Raw genomic sequence first — 15,859 nt, 5'->3', positions numbered from 1 at the left:
TCCCACAGCTGGGTAGCAGAAGGAAACCACTATCAAAAACAATAAAAAATGAATACAGATCCAATAGCAGATTATTTAACAAGAGTAAGGAATGCCATTAAGGCCAACCACCGTGTTGTAGAAATTCCTGCATCAAACCTTAAAAAAGAAATTACTAAAGTTCTTTTCGACAAAGGTTACATCGCGAACTATAAGTTTGAAGATACTACAGTTCAAGGCACTATTAAAATTGCTTTGAAATACAATCCGATTACTAAAGTTCCTGCTATTCGTACTTTGATGCGAATTAGTAAACCAGGTTTGAGAAACTATGCTGGTGTTGAAAATATGCCAAGGGTATTAAACGGTTTAGGTATCGCAATCTTATCTACTTCTAAAGGTGTAATGACTGATAAAGAAGCAGCCAAATTAAATATTGGTGGTGAGGTATTGTGTCACGTTTATTAATTATTAGGAGAACAGCACAATGTCAAGAATAGGAAAAGCCCCAATTACAATCCCTGCAGGTGTTACAATTACCGTATCGAAAGATAACGTGGTAACTGTAAAAGGCCCTAAAGGTGAATTAACACAAACAGTAGATTCAGATATCACTGTAAGCCAGGAAGACGGAACTTTAACAGTTCAACGTCCTTCAGAGCAAAAGAAACACAAAGCATTACATGGTTTATACCGTTCATTGCTTAACAATATGGTTATTGGCGTAACAGAAGGTTACAAATTAACTCAAGAATTAGTAGGTGTTGGTTACCGTGCTACAAACACAGGTAATACATTAGATTTAGTTTTGGGTTACTCTCACCATTACGTATTTCAATTACCAGAAGAGATTAAAGTAACCACTTCATCAGAAAAAGGTCAAACACCTAAAATTATTTTAGAAAGTATTGACAAGCAATTGATTGGACAGGTAGCAGCGAAAATCCGTTCGTTACGTGCACCAGAGCCATATAAAGGTAAAGGTATCAAGTTTGTAGGTGAAGTGTTAAGAAGAAAAGCAGGTAAATCAGCATCTAAAAAATAGTAATCATGGCAGGTAAAAAATTATCAAGAAGAGATCGTATTAAAAAAGGGATCAGAAAAAGACTTACCGGTTCAGAAGAACGTCCAAGGTTATCTGTATATAGAAGCAATAAAGGGATTTATGCGCAGGTAATTAACGATGTAACCGGTACAACAATAGCTTCAGCATCATCTTTATCAAAAGATTTTTCTGGAACAGGTAACAAAAGTGACCAATCAGTTGCAGTAGGTAAACTAGTTGCTGAAAAAGCAATTGCTGCTGGTGTTAAAGAAGTTGTTTTCGATAGAAATGGCTACTTATATCACGGTCGTGTGAAATCGTTAGCAGAAGGTGCTCGCGAGGCTGGTTTAGTATTTTAATCTGAAGAAAAAGTAAGATGTCAACTATCAATATAAAAAGAGTAAAAACCACCGATATCGAATTAAAGGATCGTTTGGTTAGTATACAACGTGTTGCCAAAGTAACCAAAGGTGGTCGTACTTTCAGCTTCTCAGCAATTGTTGTTGTTGGAGATGAAAACGGTGTTGTTGGTTTCGGTTTAGGTAAAGCGAAAGAGGTAACTGAAGCAATTGCAAAAGGTGTGGATGATGCTAAAAAGAACTTAGTTAAAGTTCCAATTTTAAACGGTACTGTTCCTCACGAGCAAATCGGTAAATTCTCAGGTGGTTTTGTTTTAATTAAACCAGCTGCAGTAGGTACAGGTGTAATTGCAGGTGGTGCAATGCGTGCTGTATTAGAGAGTGCTGGCGTTCATAACGTATTAGCAAAATCTAAAGGTTCATCAAATCCTCACAACGTGGTAAAAGCAACTGTTGATGCATTAACAAAAATGCGTGATGCTTATACAGTAGCTCAAACTCGTGGTATCGATTTAAACAAAGTTTTTAACGGATAATATCATGGCTAAGATCAAAATAACACAAGTAAAAAGCGTTATCGACAGAAGCGAGCGCCAAAAAAGAACCGTTCAGGCTTTAGGTTTATCGAAAATGAACCAAAGTGTTGAGGTAGAAGCTACACCACAAATTATCGGTATGGTTCGCAAAGTGAACCACTTGGTAGCTATCGAAGCAATTTAAGAGAATTATTGAACAAATGAGTTTTGAGTGAACGGATGCGCATATTGCTAACATTCGAACATTCAAAATTCAATTGTTATTTATTTATCGCTGTACCTGTTTAGTGAAAGCGAAGGGCAGCACAAATTCAAAAAAATGAATTTAAATACATTAAAACCTGCAAAAGGTTCTACAAAAAACAGTAAGAGAATTGGTCGTGGTACAGGTTCAGGCCGTGGTGGTACGTCAACACGTGGTCACAAAGGTGCTGGTTCACGTTCTGGTCACTCTACTAAAATCGGTTTCGAAGGTGGTCAAATGCCTTTACAACGTCGTGTGCCTAAAGTTGGTTTCAAACCAATTAACCGTACAGAATATGTTGGTGTAAACCTGGATGTTTTACAAGGTTTAGCAGAAAAATTCAATTTAACAACGATTGATTTCGCTGCTTTACAAGAGCATGGTTTAGCTTCTAAAAACGACTTAGTAAAAGTTTTAGGTCGTGGTGAAGTAAAAGCAAAATTAGAAGTTACAGCACATGCGTTTTCTGCAACCGCACAAAAAGCTATTGAAGCAGCAGGTGGTTCAATTGTAAAATTGTAATTATTAAATGAAGAAGCTATTTACTACTTTAAGTAATATCTGGAAAATTCAGGAATTAAAAGAGCGTATATTATTTACGGTCATGATTCTTTTGGTATACCGTTTCGTATCTCACGTGGTTTTACCAGGTGTAGATCCATCCGCTTTGGGGGCTAACGAAAAGTCAGGTATCTTAGGCTTGCTTGATATGTTTGCCGGAGGTTCTTTCTCTCGTGTTTCCATTTTGGCTTTAGGGGTAATGCCTTATATCTCTGCATCAATTGTGGTGCAATTATTGGGTATTGCTGTTCCGACTTTCCAAAAAATGCAGAAAGAAGGTGAAAGTGGTAGAAAAAAACTGAACCAGATTACCAGATATTTAACGGTGGCCATAACGATTGTTCAGTCGGTTGGCTATGTTAAAACTCAAGTTCCGCAGGAGGCAATTCTGCCAGTAATGAGTCAAACGATGTTTTATGTTGTATCTACGTTTGTATTAACTGCAGGTACACTATTCGTAATGTGGCTTGGTGAAAAAATTACAGACAAAGGTATCGGTAACGGTACGTCTTTAATTATCATGACTGGTATTATTGCTCGTTTACCACAAGCTATCAGTCAGGAGTTTTCTGATAAAGTTGGTGCTGCCAGTACAGGTGGTGGTCCGGTTGCATTAGTACTTGAGGTTGTTGCTTTATTCGCGATTGTAATGTTTACCATCTTAATTGTACAAGGTGTACGTAAAGTACCTGTGCAATATGCAAAGAAGATTGTTGGTAACCGCCAATTCGGTGGTGTACGTCAATACATTCCTTTGAAGGTAAATGCGGCTGGCGTAATGCCAATCATTTTTGCCCAGGCATTAATGTTTATTCCAGGGGCTTTAATTCAATTTGTGCCTTCTTTACAAGGTTCATGGTTAATTCAGTTCAGTAATACGACATCGTTAGCATACAGTTTAACTTTTGCTTTTTTAATTATTGCATTTACTTTCTTCTATACAGCAATTACTGTAAATCCAACTCAAATGAGTGACGATATGAAGAAAAACGGTGGTTTCATCCCGGGCGTTAAACCTGGTTTAGCTACATCAACTTTCATAGATGATGTAATTTCAAAAATCACTTTTCCAGGTGCAGTATTTTTAGCAATTATTGCTGTTTTGCCATCGATAGCGGTTAAGTTCGGTATTAAGCAAGAATTTGCACACTTCTTTGGAGGTACATCTTTACTGATTTTGGTGGGTGTTGTTTTAGATACACTTCAGCAAATTGAAAGTTATCTGTTAATGCGTCATTATGATGGATTAATGAAAACCGGCCGTGTTACTGGCAGAACGGGCGTACCGGCTGCAAGTAGTAATGCAGCATTGTAATTTTAGATTACTGAATTTTAAATTATAGGATGAGTGATTACTTTATTGTGGTCACTCATCTAAATTTACCCGTTCGAAGCTAAAAGCGAATGTCTAAGATTTATTACAAATCTCTCGAAGAGGTTGAGTTAATAAGAGCAAGTTCTCTATTGGTGTCGGAAACGTTGGCTGAAGTTGCTAAAATTATCGGCCCCGGGGTTACAACAAATCAATTGGATAAACTGGCTTACGAGTTTATAAGTGATAATGGGGCGATCCCGGCATTCTTAAACTACAATGGTTTTCCAAACTCTTTATGCATATCGCCAAACGAGCAGGTTGTTCATGGTTTTCCAAGTGATTATGTTATTAAAGAAGGCGATTTAATATCTGTTGACTGTGGCGTAATTAAAAACAACTTTTTCGGAGATTCTGCATATACCTTTTCAATAGGCGTTGTGGATGACGAAAAGCAAAGGTTGGTTGAGGTCACCAGAAAATGCCTGGACTTAGGTATTGAGAAAGCAGTTGCAGGAATGCGTATTGGTGATATCGGCTTTGCCATTCAACAGTATGCAGAATTAAACGGGTTTGGCGTGGTAAGAGAATTGGTAGGACATGGTGTGGGTGTAAAGCTTCATGAGAAACCAGAAGTTCCGAATTATGGCAAACGCGGCAGCGGGCCAAAGCTTGAAGAAGGGATGGTTATCGCAATTGAGCCAATGATAAATGCAGGCGTTGCCGGTGTAAATTTCCATAGTGATGGTTGGACGGTGACGAGTAAGGATAATAAACCTTCAGCACATTTTGAACATACAGTGGCGATAAAAAAGGGTGAAGCAGACGTTTTATCAACCTTTTCATTAACAGAAAAAGTTTTACAACAAAAAAAATAAATAATTAAAATTTTTTATTTAATTTTGCAACCCTGTTTAGAAGCAGCTAATTAAGTAACAATCAACAAAATATGGCTAAACAAGCCTCAATTGAACAAGACGGCGTAATAAGAGAAGCATTATCAAATGCGATGTTCAGAGTAGAACTCGAGAACGGGCATGAGATTATTGCGCATATTTCGGGAAAGATGCGGATGCACTACATCAAAATCCTTCCTGGTGACAAAGTAAAACTGGAGATGTCGCCCTATGATTTAACAAAAGGTCGCATCACTTATAGATACAAATAAAATGAAAGTTAGATCATCAATTAAAAAGCGTAGCGCTGATTGCAAGATTATTCGCCGTAAAGGTAAACTTTACGTTATCAACAAGAAAAATCCTAAATACAAGCAACGTCAAGGGTAATTAAGAATATTGTAATGAACCGTACAACGGTGGCCCGCCGTTCGGAGTTACTCAAAAACATAAATAAATATGGCAAGGATTTCAGGTATTGATTTACCAAGAAACAAAAGAGGAGAGATTGGTTTAACTTATATCTACGGTATAGGTAAAACAACTGCGCAACGTATTTTAACTACTGCAGGTATCGATCTTAACAAAAAAGTACAAGACTGGTCTGATGATGAGTTATCAGCAATCCGTACAATGATTAATGATGAGATTAAAGTAGAAGGTGCTTTACGCTCGGAGGTTCAGTTAAACATTAAACGTTTAATGGATATTGGTTGTTACCGCGGCTTACGTCACAGAAAAGGTTTACCTTCTCGTGGTCAGCGTACAAAAAACAACTCACGTACTCGTAAGGGTAAGAGAAAAACAGTTGCTAACAAGAAAAAAGCTACTAAATAGAAAGTAGATTTCAGATGTTAGATTTACGAATTACGATTGTTAGTTCCCAAATCTAAAATCGTAAATCAAAAATCGATAAATAAGAAAATGGCTAAGAGTAAAAAAGTAACAAAAAAACGTATCGTTGTAATTGAGTCTGTTGGTCAGGCGCATATCAATGCTACCTTCAACAACATCATCGTTACCTTAACAAACAACAACGGACAGACTATTTCTTGGTCTTCTGCCGGTAAAATGGGCTTTAAAGGTTCTAAAAAGAACACGCCTTATGCAGCTGGTCAAGCGGCTTCAGATTGCGGTAAAGTTGCGTTTGATTTAGGTTTACGTAAAGTTGAAGTATTTGTAAAAGGTCCGGGTTCAGGTCGTGAATCTGCAATCAGAACTTTGCAAGTAGCAGGTATCGAGGTAACATCTATTAAAGATATTACACCACTTCCTCACAACGGATGTCGTCCTCCTAAAAAGAGAAGAGTTTAATTAATTTTAAAGCTAAGAATCTCCAGCTACAGGTTGGATGATACTTTAAAACAGAAAAAAAAATGGCAAGATATACAGGCCCAAAATCAAAAATCGCCCGTAAATTCAGAGAACCAATCTTCGGTCCTGATAAGGTGTTAGACAGAAAAAATTATCCTCCTGGGCAACATGGCTCATCAAAAAGAAGAGGAAAACAATCTGAGTATGCTATCCAGTTAATGGAGAAACAAAAAGTAAAATATACTTATGGTGTATTAGAAAAGCAGTTCAGTAACTTGTTTAAAAAAGCATCTTCACGTGCAGGTATCACAGGTGATAACTTACTTCAATTATTAGAAGCACGTTTAGATAATACAGTTTACCGTTTAGGTATTGCAACAACCCGTTCTGGTGCACGCCAGTTAGTTAGCCATAAACACGTAACCGTGAATGGTGAAGTTGTAAATATCCCTTCATATCAGTTAAAGGCTGGTGATGTTGTTGCGGTTCGTGAGAAATCAAAATCTTTAGAATCAATTAGTAACTCAGTTGCAGGCAGAACAATTAACAAATTTGCCTGGTTAGAGTGGAATGCTGGTGAGTTAACAGGTAAGTTTTTAACTTATCCTCAACGCGACGAGATTCCTGAAAACATTAAGGAAAACTTAATCATCGAGTTATACTCTAAGTAATAAATAATACAGTTAATTACCTCGAAAGGGTAATTAACTTTTTTCATATTACTATATATTCAATAACGAATTTAAAAAAATATAAATGGCAATTTTAGCATTTCAGAAACCAGACAAAGTGATCATGCAGAAATCAACAGATTTCGATGGCATATTTGAATTTCGTCCTTTAGAACCCGGTTTCGGTGTAACAATTGGTAATGCCTTAAGAAGAATTTTACTTTCTTCATTAGAAGGTTATGCTATTACTACTATTCGTTTTTCAGGCGTTTCGCATGAGTTTTCTACCATGAAAGGTGTTGTAGAAGATTTAACTGATATCATCTTAAACTTAAAACAAGTTCGCTTTAAGAAAACCGGTGATTCTGGTGATGCTGAAAAAGTATTCATCATTGTTAACGGTCAGGATCAGTTCAAAGCTGGTGATATTACTAAATTCTCTAACAACTTTACAGTTTTAAATCCTGAGCATGTTATTTGCAACATGGATAAATCTGTTACTTTAGAGGTGGAGTTAACCATCAACAAAGGACGTGGTTATGTACCTGCTGAAGAAAATAAAGTTGCTGATGCTGTTGTAGGTGTTATCGCTATCGATTCGATCTACACGCCAATGAAAAACGTAAAATACACAATTGAAAATTTCCGTGTTGAACAAAAAACGGATTATGAGAAATTGGTATTAGATATTTCTACTGATGGTTCAATTCACCCAGAAGAAGCATTAAAAGAAGCGGCTAAAATTCTTATCCAACACTTTATGCTTTTCTCTGATGAGAACTTAGTATTAGAATCGCAGGCAAAAGAAGAAACTAAAGAAGTTGATGAGGAAATTTTACACATGCGTAAAATCCTTAAAACTGAATTAGTAGATATGGATTTATCAGTTAGAGCATTAAATTGCTTAAAAGCTGCAGATATCCGCACTTTAGCTGATTTGGTTTCTTATGATGTTGCTGATATGTTAAAGTTCAGAAACTTCGGTAAAAAATCATTAACGGAGATTCAAGAACTTGTAAAGTCAAAAGGTTTGTCATTTGGTATGAACCTGTCTAAATTTAAATTAGACGAAGAATAAGGGTTTAAGTTTTAAGTTGCGCGGATTGCGTATAACTTATAGCTTAATGCTTTAAATAAATTAATTTTTCATAGTGTATAATTCCCTCAGCTTAACTGCAACGAGACGGTATGCACTCAATTAAAAAACAATGAGACACGGTAAAAAAGTAAACCACTTAGGTAGAACCGCAAGCCACAGAAAGGCGATGTTAGCTAACATGGCTTCATCACTTATTTTGCACAAAAGAATTACAACAACTTTAGCTAAAGCAAAAGCTTTACGTACTTATGTTGAGCCAATTATCACTAAATCTAAAAGTGATACAACACACTCACGTCGTACTGTATTTGCTTATTTGCAAGATAAAGAAGTAGTAACAATCTTATTCCGCGAAATTGCTGAGAAAGTTGCAAATCGTCCGGGTGGTTATACTCGTATCATTAAATTAAACAACCGTTTAGGTGATAACGCTGAAATGGCTTTAATTGAATTGGTAGATTACAATACAGTTTACGGTAAAGACGTAGAAGCTAAAGAAGAGAAGAAAACAACTCGTCGTGGTAGAAGTAAAGCTACTGCTGCTCCAAAAGCTGCAGAAGCGAAAGCAGAAGTTGCTGAAGAAACTGCACCGGAAGTTGCTACTGAAGAAGCTCCTGCTACTGAAGCTCCAAAAGGAGAGTAAGTTGATACCAAATCTTCGCAAGAGGATTAAGCTTATTAAAAAACTAGAAGTCTTGTTCGAAAGAACAAGACTTTTTTTATGCACCTATCTTGATTAGCATTGGGCAATTTCACGATATCCTTTTCCATTCTTAACCAAGAATATTTAATAAGGCAAACACGATAACAAACGTTTGCCTCATATTTTCATTACATAGCAGTTTTACGACAACGTATCTATAAATTAGCTTAAAATAAAATGTAATGAAATTTAAGCTTTTCCTGCTCTTCGCAGTATGTTTCCATTTAACTGCAGATGCTCAAATTCTTAGGTATACCGACGGCAAAAACGGCTGGAATCCCGACTCGTTGGGTAACCATCGGGTAGTTGTGCTGTTTAATGGGCCAGGTAAGGTTGCGCATGTTAAGGTAAACTGGCGCAGAAGGGATGAACATCCGGAACGGAAAAGGTTAATCATCCAGAATGCTGATGGAAAGTCTGCTGCGCTATTGGGTGTAGAAAATTTTAATCGCGAAAGTGCAGATATTTATTTTGAGGCGCCCGCAAAAGGGCGATATTTTATTTATTATTTGCCTTACAAAAATGAGGGGAGAAGCAATTACCCCAAAGGCGTGTATTTAAAAGCCAATAGTGCTCAGTTAGAAAAGACAAATAAGGTCGCCCCAAACGCGAGTGCTTTAGAAATGCAATCTATCGATGCTTTCAACTCTTTCTATCCAATGGAAGTTATTGCGACTGCCATAGAAACCCGCTCGCTTAGGGCGAAGCATAAAACTGATGACTTTATCGTTTTTCCGGAGGATAGACGTTTCCCGATAAAAATGCAGAATGATTTACCATACAGATGGATAGAAAAAGGAATTTCCAGTTCTTTCGCTGGCTCAGCTGCAAAAGGTGAGCATTACGCTTTTCAACTTGGCGTTTATGCTTTAAAAGAATTGAATGATGTGAAAGTTACTTTTGGCGACTTAAAATCATCGGCAGGAAAGACAATTTCTGCAAAATACATTAACTGCCTAAATACAAATGGTACTAGTTACGACAATAAGCCGCTGGTGAACACAATAAATGTTGCCGCAGGAAAAATACAGGCCATGTGGATTACAGTAGATGTGCCCAAAACAACTTCTGCTGGGATTTACAGTGGCAAATTCACCGTAAAATCTAACGGGAAATTTAAGGTAATCGAGGTGAAACTGGCCGTTGGAAAAGAAATGTTGGTAGATGCCGGTGTTGGAACACCAGTTAACCAAACACGCTTAACCTGGCTTAATTCTACCATGGCGCAGGCAAATACAGTTATTACCCCATATACGGCGCTGAAAGTCGATAGTAGCACGATTTCGTTGCTTGGCCGAACGTTTGAAATCAATACCGACGGTTTCCCGAAGCAAATTCAAACTTTCTTCAATACAGAAATGACGGGTTATGCTGAAAAACCAAACCGCATTTTATACGAGCCAATTCACTTTCATTTTTACAATACGCCCAAAACTCAGGAGAAACTGGTTAGCGGCAATTTCCAGTTTACTAAGATAGAGGCTGGAACGGTACAATGGACAGCCTCAAATACGTCTGAAAATATCAAAATGGATGTTGATGGTGCATTGGAATTTGATGGCTATGTTCATTATGTTGTAAAAGTTACCGCATTAAAAGATGTCGATTTTTCAAATGTGGATTTTCACATTCCTTTCGAAAAAAATTCTACAAAATACTTAATGGGCTTGGGCCAAAAAGGCGGGATAAGACCCGATACCGTAAAATGGAAGTGGGACGTAGCCAATAAAAACCAGGATGCAGCTTGGATTGGTAACGTAAATGCTGGCCTGTATTACAATTTGCGGGATGAGCATTATGTTCGACCGCTTAATACCAATTTTTATCTGCAGAAACCATTATTGCTCCCTAAATCGTGGGGAAATGATAATAAAGGGGGAATTCAGATCAATGTAAAAGGCAGTTCGATGTTGGCTGATAACTTTACAGGACCCCATTCAATGAAAGAGGGCGACGTGCTCTATTACAATTTTAATTTACTGATTACGCCTTTCCATTTGTTGAACACTGACTTTCAATGGAACAACCGTTTTTATCATAAATACGGTGACCTGGATTCCATCAAGGCTACCGGTGCAACAGTTGTAAATATTCATCATGCTACGCCTATAAATCCTTGGATAAATTATCCTTTTATTGAATCGAAAAAAATGAAGGAGTACATCGATGAGGCTCATGAAAAAGGGTTAAAAGTTAAAATTTATAATACAGTCCGCGAGCTTTCCAATCATGCTTATGAGTTGCCGGCACTTAGGAGTTTGGGTACTGAAGTTTACTCGCCTGGAAAGGGTGGCGGTTTCAGCTGGTTGCAAGAACATTTAGATTCTAACTACATAGCAGCATGGTTTGTGCCCGAAATTAAAGATGCGGCAGTTATAAACAGCGGCATGAACCGCTGGCACAATTACTATGTGGAGGGCATGAACTGGTTGGTTAATAATGTTGGTGTTGATGGCGTTTATCTGGATGATGTTGCGTTTGACAGGGTAACGATGAAGCGTATAAAGCGAGTTTTAACACAAAACAATCATCCTGGAATTATCGATTTACATTCTGCAAATCAGTTTAACAAAAGTGATGGATTTAACAACAGCGCCATTTTATACATGGAACATTTTCCATTCCTGAACCGTTTATGGTTTGGTGAATATTTCGATTACCAAAAAAATAATCCTGACTTCTTTTTAACCGAAGTGAGTGGCATTCCATTTGGTTTAATGGGCGAAATGCTTCAGGATGATGGAAACCCATGGCGTGGTATGATATATGGAATGACGAGCCGTTTGGGCTGGTCTGATAAAAGTGACCCAAAACCGTTATGGAAAGCCTGGGATGATTTTGGCATTAAAGGTTCGGAAATGATTGGTTACTGGAGTGAAAATTGTCCGGTAAGGACGGACAATCCGAACATTTTGGCAACGGTTTATAAACAGAAAAACAAAACAATGATTGCCCTTGCAAGTTGGAACGAGGAAAATACTAAAGTTAACTTAACCATCGACTGGAAAAGATTGGGTTTAAATGCCGAAAGCGTCAAGATAGCTGCTCCAGCCATCGAAAAATTCCAGGTTGCAGGAAGCTATCCAGATGGGAAATCGATTCTAGTTGAAAAAGGGAAAGGTTTGCTGTTAATTTTGGAATAGTCTTTAAGCAAAATTTGGTGTAGCGGGAAACAACGAAGCCATCTTTCTTCGAAAAAAGATGGCTTCGTTAGTAAAATGGTTTAGAATGGTTTTTTTATATTTTCACATTTTGCATGCCATATTGTTTCAGAACATCATCAGGCACGCCGGCCCATTGATTAGGCGAATTTCCAACATAGCCAATGTCTTTTACACCAATTTCAGTGGTGTAAAATCCCGAAGCGGTTAAGTCTCTCATTCTGTTAAAAAAGGCTACGCCGGCCTGCATCTCTGGTCGTGCTTTTTTAGGATAAGCAATTTCATCAACAATTGATAGCTGGTCACTTTTTGAAATATCTACGAAAGGTTTCTGAAACCTATTGAAGCTGTAAATATCAAGCCACTTCAAGCCGCCACGCATAGGTACTTTATGCTCCGGCATATCTTTTACAATAAATTCTATAAATTCAGGCACTTTCGCATCCGATGCACTGCCAGAAACCTCATCCTTTGGAATAATGATATCAGCCAAAACGGTAATGGTTGCCATCTCATGCTCGTTGAAGAACTTTTCTGCTTTCAGCTGTTTATCTCGGTCAATTTCCCATTGCTCACGGCCAGTTTCAGCCTTCACTTCTTCAGGAATTGGTTTATCGCTTGTATTTTGGGGTTGTTTACAGGCTTCAACCAGTACGGTTGTACTTAGGGCGGTTATACCAAGCGCCTTTATGGATTCTCGTCTGTTCATGTTAAATATTTTGTTTTTTCTTTTGTGCCAATATGTATTCTGCAGTCCTCATGGATAAAGCAAGTATTGTCCAGGTTGCATTTTTGTCGCCCTGCTGAACAAAAGGGCCAGCATCAACCACAAATAAATTTTTACAATCGTGTGCCTGGCAATATTTATTCAGCGCCGATTTTTTTGGATCATCTCCCATACGGATAGTTCCAACTTCATGAATAATTTTTCCAGGGTTCAACAATCCATAATTGGTATCTGCTCCATGTATTTCAGAAGTTACCACCGCACCCATTTCCTTCATAATTGAAAGAAAAGTTTCCTGCATGTGTTTAGCCTGAAGGATTTCTTCCTTTGCCCAGGTGTAATTAAATCTGAGTACCGGAATGCCGTACTTATCTACCATATTTGGATCGATTTCGCAATAGTTATCTTCTCTTGCAATCGCAGTTCCGCGGCCAGCCATTCCAACACTCGTTCCGTAAAAACGTCGGTAATCTTCTTTTAATGATTTCCCGTAGCCGCCTGCCTCTTTCTTATTCCCATTCTTATCTGGAACCATGCCGTTAATTGAGGCAACGCCACCACCGAAACCGTAAGAAGGCATGCCCATACCGCCACCGTACTCGATGTGGTAACCGCGTGGAAAATTCAATTTTTTATTATCCAGCCACCATGGCGAATAGATGTGTACACTACCCAAACCATCTTCGTTATATCGTTTCCTATCCATTAACTGAGGGAGAAAGCCATATACGCCTGCACCAGTAGAATCGTGAAGATATTTACCTACAACACCACTACTGTTTGCCAGTCCGCCTGGATGCGCCGAAGATTTTGAGTTTAACAGGATACGAGCTGATTCGCAGGCACTTGCGCCTAAAATAACTAGCTTACCATTTACCTGATATTCCTGTAAATCCTTTCTGTTTACATAAGAAACGCCTTTCGCTGTTCCATCTTTATCTGTAATTACTTCACGAACCATGGCGTCGGTAATTACCGTTAAGTTGCCTGTTTTTACGGCCGGAATAACCAAACAAGAAGATGCAGAGAAATCACCATAAACCTTACAGCTTCTGCCACATTGGCCGCAGTAAAAACAAGGTGCACGGTCGTTATTTCCCTTAATAGCTTCCGTCATTACTGCTCCGCGGCCGGTAATAACTTTAACGCCAGCTTTCTCAGCACCTTTTTTAATAAAGAGTTCATTTAACCTAGGCTTTGGTGGTTTCATAAAGATACCGTCGGGCTCACTTTCTATACCTTCAACGGTGCCGTATATCCCAATCATGCGGTCTACCTTATCGTAAAATGGTTTAACGTCATCATAGGTAATTGGCCAATCGGCGGTTAAACCGTCTGTTGGTTTAAAATCCTGCGGTCCCATGCGTAGCGAAATTCTTCCCCAATGGTTCGTTCTGCCACCGAGCATCCGCGACCTGAACCACTCGAATTCCGTTTTGTTTTTTTGGGTATAAGGCTCGCCTTCCAACTCCCATCCACCATAAGAGGCGTCAAAATCGCCAAACGGGCGGACGGTGCCGGCACCACGTCTGGGCGATTCCCAGGGCCATTTCAATTGATGAGAATCTAACCTCGGGTCGAAATATTGCCCCGCTTCGAGCATTAAAACTTTTTGGCCAGCGTTTGCAAGTACATACGCTGCCATGCCGCCACCTGCGCCAGAGCCAACTACAATGGCGTCATAAACAATTGGCGATTTTTTTATCTGAAATTCACTCATTAATTTGGTTTGGCTGTTAAATTTATCCTAAAATAATCTTTAATTGCATTAAACGAAAACCATTTGCCTTTTTGGAATCATTACTGATAACTTTTTTTAATTGGTTAGCCCGCTTCTTGGCAATTACATCTTAGAAACGCTTTAAGCAGCAATTCATTACTAAACGTTGTTTATGCCCTTAAAAAAGTCGGCGGAGTGTTACATTATTAGTCATGGGGCGTTCTCTGAAGAAATTGATTTATCTTTGTTGCTTAAATTTTACGATGGTATTTTCAGAACAGATTGAACAATTTATCTCGGCTTTGCAAGCTAGTTTAACTTCAGAGAAGTTTGCTAAAATCTCTTTAGGGAATTATAAAGGAGATGAAGAAGGCTTGAAGCAAATTCTGGTTAGAAAAGTCATTATTAAGCGAGAAGATAAGCTGGCTTTCACCTTTCGCTACAAAACACGTGATTTGGTGAAAAACTTTTCTATAAATGAGGGCATTAAGCTCGTTGCTGAACATTTGCATGCCGGATTTAAAATAGGAACACTCTTGACAGCCGACAAGGACTTGATTCTTGAAGAGTTAAATAATGGTAAGGTTGTATTAAGGGAAATATCGGCATCAACCAGGGAGATTCCAAAGGCTACCCACGATAAAGAGAAAAGCAGGCTAATTAAAGCTGATTCGAAATCTTATTTAACTGAATTGAAAATTACCGACGGGGAAGGGAAAGTTTTCAAAAATGCGCAGGACAAATTCCGCCAGATAAATCACTACATCGAAATTTTAAGTTCTCTGATAAAAGAGTTACCAGAGGGAACGATTAAAAATGTTGTAGACATGGGCTCTGGCAAGGGTTATTTAACCTTTGCTTTGTATGATTATCTACATTCGGTTTTAAAGTTAAATACTGAAGTTGTTGGTGTAGAGTACCGCCAGGATATGGTAAACTTATGCAATGCGGTTGCTGAAAAGTCGGGCTTTGGGCACTTAAATTTCGTACAGGGAACAATTGAAGACTACGAAGCGGAGCACCTTAACCTGTTAATTGCACTTCACGCCTGCGATACGGCAACAGACGACGCAATTTTTAAGGGAATTAAAGCGAATGCCGAATTAATCGTTGTTGCCCCTTGTTGCCATAAACAAATCCGCAGAGAAATTGAGCGCAACAAAACAAAAAATGATGTTTCCTTTTTAACAAAGTACGGTATTTTCTTAGAACGCCAGGCGGAGATGGTTACCGATGGAATCCGTGCTTTGATTTTAGAATATTTTGGTTATAAAACGAAAGTATTCGAATTTATTTCTGATGCACATACACCAAAAAATGTTTTAGTTGTTGGAATTAAGGGTAAAGAAAAGGACACGAAAAACAAAGAGGAAATTCTCCAGAAGATTAAAGAAAGTAAAGAATACTTTGGCATTGGTTATCATCATTTAGAGCGGCTTTTAAACCTATAAGTTTTTCAATTTCTAAAATCCGAATTCAAAGCAGTCTTTATGTTAAGGGTTTCGAAATGATGAGATCATGAGCGGATTGCC

General features: G+C 38.2%; 19 protein-coding genes. 17 read left to right on the top strand and 2 right to left on the bottom strand.

Translation table 11 applies throughout. From position 1 onward, the window contains the following. Positions 1-48: 48 nt before the first annotated feature. From rpsH to AC0IWT_RS13335, 16 genes are all read left to right on the top strand, one after another. Positions 49-447: a 30S ribosomal protein S8 gene (gene rpsH, locus AC0IWT_RS13410; protein ID WP_056869756.1), complete on the top strand. Its 399-nt coding sequence runs from the start codon at positions 49-51 to the stop codon at positions 445-447. A gap of 19 nt (positions 448-466) precedes the next feature. After that, positions 467-1,024 (top strand): 50S ribosomal protein L6, encoded by a 558-nt coding sequence (gene rplF / locus AC0IWT_RS13405; protein WP_471797544.1) that lies wholly within the window; start codon positions 467-469, stop codon positions 1,022-1,024. A 5-nt stretch (positions 1,025-1,029) separates the two neighbouring features. Then, positions 1,030-1,383: a 50S ribosomal protein L18 gene (gene rplR / locus AC0IWT_RS13400; RefSeq protein ID WP_025145211.1), complete on the top strand. Its 354-nt coding sequence runs from the start codon at positions 1,030-1,032 to the stop codon at positions 1,381-1,383. A gap of 17 nt (positions 1,384-1,400) precedes the next feature. Further along, entirely contained in the window at positions 1,401-1,919 is a 519-nt protein-coding gene (gene rpsE, locus AC0IWT_RS13395; protein ID WP_010599893.1) for a 30S ribosomal protein S5, read from the top strand. Positions 1,920-1,923: 4 nt separating this feature from the next. Further along, positions 1,924-2,103, top strand: a complete 180-nt coding sequence (rpmD, locus tag AC0IWT_RS13390; RefSeq protein WP_010599892.1) for a 50S ribosomal protein L30 — start codon at positions 1,924-1,926, stop codon at positions 2,101-2,103. A 135-nt stretch (positions 2,104-2,238) separates the two neighbouring features. Then, a complete protein-coding gene (gene rplO, locus AC0IWT_RS13385) occupies positions 2,239-2,685 on the top strand; it encodes a 50S ribosomal protein L15 (protein ID WP_056097665.1) in 447 nt (148 codons plus the stop codon). 7 nt (positions 2,686-2,692) lie between these two features. Continuing rightward, positions 2,693-4,039: a preprotein translocase subunit SecY gene (gene secY / locus AC0IWT_RS13380; RefSeq protein ID WP_056869758.1), complete on the top strand. Its 1,347-nt coding sequence runs from the start codon at positions 2,693-2,695 to the stop codon at positions 4,037-4,039. 89 nt (positions 4,040-4,128) lie between these two features. Further along, positions 4,129-4,914 carry a type I methionyl aminopeptidase gene (gene map / locus AC0IWT_RS13375; RefSeq protein ID WP_471797543.1) on the top strand — a complete coding sequence of 262 codons (786 nt, stop codon included), beginning with the start codon at positions 4,129-4,131 and terminating at the stop codon, positions 4,912-4,914. Between the two features lie 71 nt (positions 4,915-4,985). Further along, a complete protein-coding gene (infA, locus tag AC0IWT_RS13370; protein WP_010599888.1) occupies positions 4,986-5,204 on the top strand; it encodes a translation initiation factor IF-1 in 219 nt (72 codons plus the stop codon). A 1-nt stretch (position 5,205) separates the two neighbouring features. After that, a complete protein-coding gene (rpmJ, locus tag AC0IWT_RS13365; protein WP_010599887.1) occupies positions 5,206-5,322 on the top strand; it encodes a 50S ribosomal protein L36 in 117 nt (38 codons plus the stop codon). 69 nt (positions 5,323-5,391) lie between these two features. Then, on the top strand, positions 5,392-5,769 hold the full coding sequence (gene rpsM / locus AC0IWT_RS13360) for a 30S ribosomal protein S13 (RefSeq protein ID WP_056869760.1): 378 nt from the start codon (positions 5,392-5,394) through the stop codon (positions 5,767-5,769). An 87-nt stretch (positions 5,770-5,856) separates the two neighbouring features. Further along, a complete protein-coding gene (gene rpsK, locus AC0IWT_RS13355) occupies positions 5,857-6,246 on the top strand; it encodes a 30S ribosomal protein S11 (RefSeq protein ID WP_025145207.1) in 390 nt (129 codons plus the stop codon). Positions 6,247-6,308: 62 nt separating this feature from the next. Continuing rightward, on the top strand, positions 6,309-6,917 hold the full coding sequence (rpsD, locus tag AC0IWT_RS13350; protein ID WP_025145206.1) for a 30S ribosomal protein S4: 609 nt from the start codon (positions 6,309-6,311) through the stop codon (positions 6,915-6,917). A gap of 85 nt (positions 6,918-7,002) precedes the next feature. Beyond that, positions 7,003-7,995, top strand: a complete 993-nt coding sequence (locus tag AC0IWT_RS13345; RefSeq protein ID WP_056097531.1) for a DNA-directed RNA polymerase subunit alpha — start codon at positions 7,003-7,005, stop codon at positions 7,993-7,995. Positions 7,996-8,125: 130 nt separating this feature from the next. Beyond that, complete coding sequence (rplQ, locus tag AC0IWT_RS13340; RefSeq protein ID WP_056869761.1) at positions 8,126-8,659, top strand: 50S ribosomal protein L17; 534 nt, start codon at positions 8,126-8,128, stop codon at positions 8,657-8,659. Positions 8,660-8,901: 242 nt separating this feature from the next. Then, positions 8,902-11,862: a glycoside hydrolase domain-containing protein gene (locus AC0IWT_RS13335; RefSeq protein WP_471797542.1), complete on the top strand. Its 2,961-nt coding sequence runs from the start codon at positions 8,902-8,904 to the stop codon at positions 11,860-11,862. Between the two features lie 94 nt (positions 11,863-11,956). On the opposite strand, the gene AC0IWT_RS13330 is transcribed toward AC0IWT_RS13335, so the two are convergent. Continuing rightward, positions 11,957-12,589 (bottom strand): gluconate 2-dehydrogenase subunit 3 family protein, encoded by a 633-nt coding sequence (locus tag AC0IWT_RS13330; RefSeq protein WP_471797541.1) that lies wholly within the window; start codon positions 12,587-12,589, stop codon positions 11,957-11,959. A gap of 1 nt (position 12,590) precedes the next feature. Continuing rightward, positions 12,591-14,327: a GMC family oxidoreductase gene (locus tag AC0IWT_RS13325; protein ID WP_471797540.1), complete on the bottom strand. Its 1,737-nt coding sequence runs from the start codon at positions 14,325-14,327 to the stop codon at positions 12,591-12,593. 263 nt (positions 14,328-14,590) lie between these two features. Here AC0IWT_RS13325 and AC0IWT_RS13320 point away from each other — a divergent pair, with 263 nt between their 5' ends. Next, positions 14,591-15,778, top strand: coding sequence for a class I SAM-dependent methyltransferase (locus AC0IWT_RS13320; protein ID WP_471797539.1), 1,188 nt, complete (start codon positions 14,591-14,593; stop codon positions 15,776-15,778). The last annotated feature ends 81 nt before the right edge of the window (positions 15,779-15,859 follow it).

The sequence above is a fragment of the Pedobacter sp. AC464 genome, assembly GCF_979253075.1.
The sequence above is the reverse complement of the archived record's forward strand: the minus strand, read 5'-3'. Positions and strand labels throughout refer to the sequence as shown.